General features: G+C 69.9%; 3 protein-coding genes. All 3 read right to left on the reverse strand.

The window, feature by feature from the left end:
• The coding region (locus ABZZ20_RS36645; RefSeq protein ID WP_356877354.1) for an adenosylhomocysteinase at positions 1-863 on the reverse strand (863 nt) is incomplete at its 3' end.
• Complete coding sequence (gene metF / locus ABZZ20_RS36650; protein WP_356877358.1) at positions 860-1,750, reverse strand: methylenetetrahydrofolate reductase [NAD(P)H]; 891 nt, start codon at positions 1,748-1,750, stop codon at positions 860-862. The genes metF and ABZZ20_RS36645, both read right to left, overlap by 4 nt.
• 81 nt (positions 1,751-1,831) lie before the next feature.
• Positions 1,832-2,932: vitamin B12 dependent-methionine synthase activation domain-containing protein (locus ABZZ20_RS36655; protein ID WP_356877356.1), on the reverse strand; the 1,101-nt coding region annotated here is incomplete at its 5' end.

A 2,932-nucleotide genomic window follows, 5' to 3' on the forward strand; every position in this document is an offset into this window, starting at 1 on the left:
GCACAGATCGGATCGATCTCCGTGACGATGACCCGCGCGCCCTGGCCGCGCAGCGACTCCGCACACCCCTTACCGACGTCACCGTAGCCACAGACCACCGCGACCTTGCCCCCGATCAGGACATCGGTGGCACGGTTGATGCCGTCGATCAGCGAGTGCCGGCAGCCGTACTTGTTGTCGAACTTCGACTTCGTCACGGCATCGTTCACATTGATCGCCGGGAACAGCAGCGAACCCTCGGCCATCATCTCGTACAGACGGTGCACACCCGTGGTGGTCTCCTCGGTCACACCACGGATGCCGGCGGCGAGCTTGACCCAGTCGATGCCGCTGTTCGCGAGCAGGCCGAGGACGACGGCCAGTTCTTCGTTGTCGGCGGTGGTGGGGTCGGGCACGACGCCGGCCTTCTGGTACTCGACGCCCTTGTGGACCAGGAGCGTGGCGTCACCGCCGTCGTCGAGGATCATGTTCGGGCCGTCGGCGCCGGGCCAGGTCAGCGCCTGCTCCGTGCACCACCAGTACTCCTCCAGCGTCTCGCCCTTCCAGGCGAAGACGGGGATGCCCGCGGCGGCGATGGCGGCGGCGGCGTGGTCCTGGGTGGAGAAGATGTTGCAGGACGCCCAGCGGACCTCGGCGCCGAGCGCGACCAGGGTCTCGATCAGGACGGCCGTCTGCACGGTCATGTGCAGGGAGCCGGTGATCCGCGCGCCCGCGAGCGGCTGCGTGGCGGCGTACTCCTTGCGGATCGACATCAGGCCGGGCATCTCGTGCTCGGCCAGGGTGATCTCCTTGCGGCCGAAGGCGGCGAGGGAAAGGTCGGCGACCTTGAAGTCCGAGAAATCGGCGGGGGTCTTGCTGGTCATGGTGTGACTCCGGTGGTGGCAGCGGGCTGGACGCCCAGGTTCTGATGGATCTCAAGCGTCGCGGTGGAGCGGTTGAGGGTGATGTAGTGCAGGCCCGGAGCGCCTTCGGCCAGTAGGCGCTCGGCCATCGCGGTCGCGTACTCCACGCCCACCCGGTGGCCGTCGGCCGGGTTGTCCCGTACGGCCTCCAGACGCCGGGCCAGGACGTCCGGGAAACGGGCGTCGCTCAGCTCGGCGAAACGGCGGATCTGACGCACGTCGGTCGCGGGCATGATCTCGGGGATCACCGGTGTCAGGCAGCCCACCGAGGCCAGTCGGTCGCGCAGCCGCAGGTAGTCCTCGACGTGGAAGAACATCTGCGTGATGGCGTAGTCGGCGCCCGCCTTGCACTTGGCGGCGAAGTGGCGGACGTCCTCGGTCCATCCGTGCGACCGCGGGTGCCGCTCGGGGAACGCGGCGACGCCCACGCTGAAGTCACCCAGCTGCCGGATCATGCTGACCAGCTCGTGGGCGTGGGTGAAGCCCTGCGGGTGCGGGGTCCATACGCCCTTCGGGTCGCCCGGCGGGTCGCCGCGCAGCGCGAGGACGTCACGGATACCCGCGTCGGCGTACTGGCCGATGATGTGGCGCAGCTCGGCACGGGAGTGGCCGACCGCCGTCAGGTGTGCGACCGGGCGCAGGGTCGTCTCGGCCGCGATCCGCTTGGTGACCTCGATGGTGCGGTCGCGCGACGATCCGCCGGCTCCGTAGGTGACGGAGACGAAGGAGGGCCCGAACGCCTCGATGCGGCGGATCGCGTTCCACAGGGTGCGCTCCCCCGCCTCGGTCTTGGGCGGGAAGAACTCGAAGGAGTACGACCGCCGGCCGCTGGCCAGCAGCTCGCGCACGCCGGGCCGGGGGGCCGGCCGGAGCCGGACGGAGAGGGGGTGTTCTGCGACGACGGCTGCCAAGGGATCGTTCCTTCCGGTTCAGCGTGCGTTGAAGTACGTGGCCGAGGGGTGGTGGACGACGATCGCGTCGGTGGACTGTTCGGGGTGGAGCTGGAACTCCTCGGAGAGGTGGACGCCGATCCGCTCCGGCTGGAGGAGGTCGGCGATCTTGGCGCGGTCCTCCAGGTCGGGGCAGGCCGGGTACCCCAGCGAGTAGCGGCAGCCCTGGTACTCGGTGCGGAACATCCCCTCCATGGAGGCCGGGTCGGAGCCGCCGATCGCCAACTCGGCACGGACGCGGGCGTGCCAGTACTCGGCGAGGGCTTCGGCGAGCTGCACGGAGAGGCCGTGCAGCTCCATGTACTCGCGGTAGGCGTCGGCTGCGAACAGCCGGGCCGTCTCCTCCCCGATGCGGCTGCCCACGGTGACGACCTGGAGGGCGACCACGTCGGTCTCGCCGGACTCCTCGGGGCGGAAGAAGTCCGCGAGGCACAGGCGGCGGCCACGGCGCTGGCGCGGGAAGGTGAAACGGGTGCGCTCGCCGCCGAACTCGTCGAGGACGATCAGGTCGTCGCCCTTGGACACGCAGGGGAAGTAGCCGTGCACGACGGCCGCTTCGAGCAGCCCGTCGGTGTGCAGCCGGTCGAGCCAGCCGCGCAGCCGGGGTCGGCCGTCCGTCTCGATGGTGGCGGCGTCCTTCAGCCCCCACTGACCCTTGAACAGGGCGGTCTCGTCCAGCCAGGAGGCGTAGTCCCCCAGCGGGATGCCCTTGACGACCCGGGTGCCCCAGAACGGCGGGGTGGGGACCGGGTTGTCGACGGCGACGTCGGAACGGCCGCCCGGTTCGGGTTCCGCCACCTGGAGCAGCGGTGTGTCGCGCCTGGCGACGCGGCGCTGCTTCAGGGGTGGGAGCTCCACCCCGGGCACTCCGCGCTTGACGCCCATGAGTGCGTCCATGAGGCGTAGGCCTTCGAAGGCGTCGCGGGCGTAGCGGACTTCGCCTTCGTAGATTTCGTGGAGGTCTTGTTCGACGTAGGCGCGGGTCAGGGCCGCGCCGCCGAGGATCACCGGGTAGTCGGCGGCCAGCTTGCGCTGGTTGAGCTCCTCCAGGTTCTCCTTCATGATCACGGTCGACTTCAC

The sequence above is a fragment of the Streptomyces sp. NPDC006430 genome, from assembly GCF_040612395.1.
Taxonomy (GTDB): domain Bacteria; phylum Actinomycetota; class Actinomycetes; order Streptomycetales; family Streptomycetaceae; genus Streptomyces.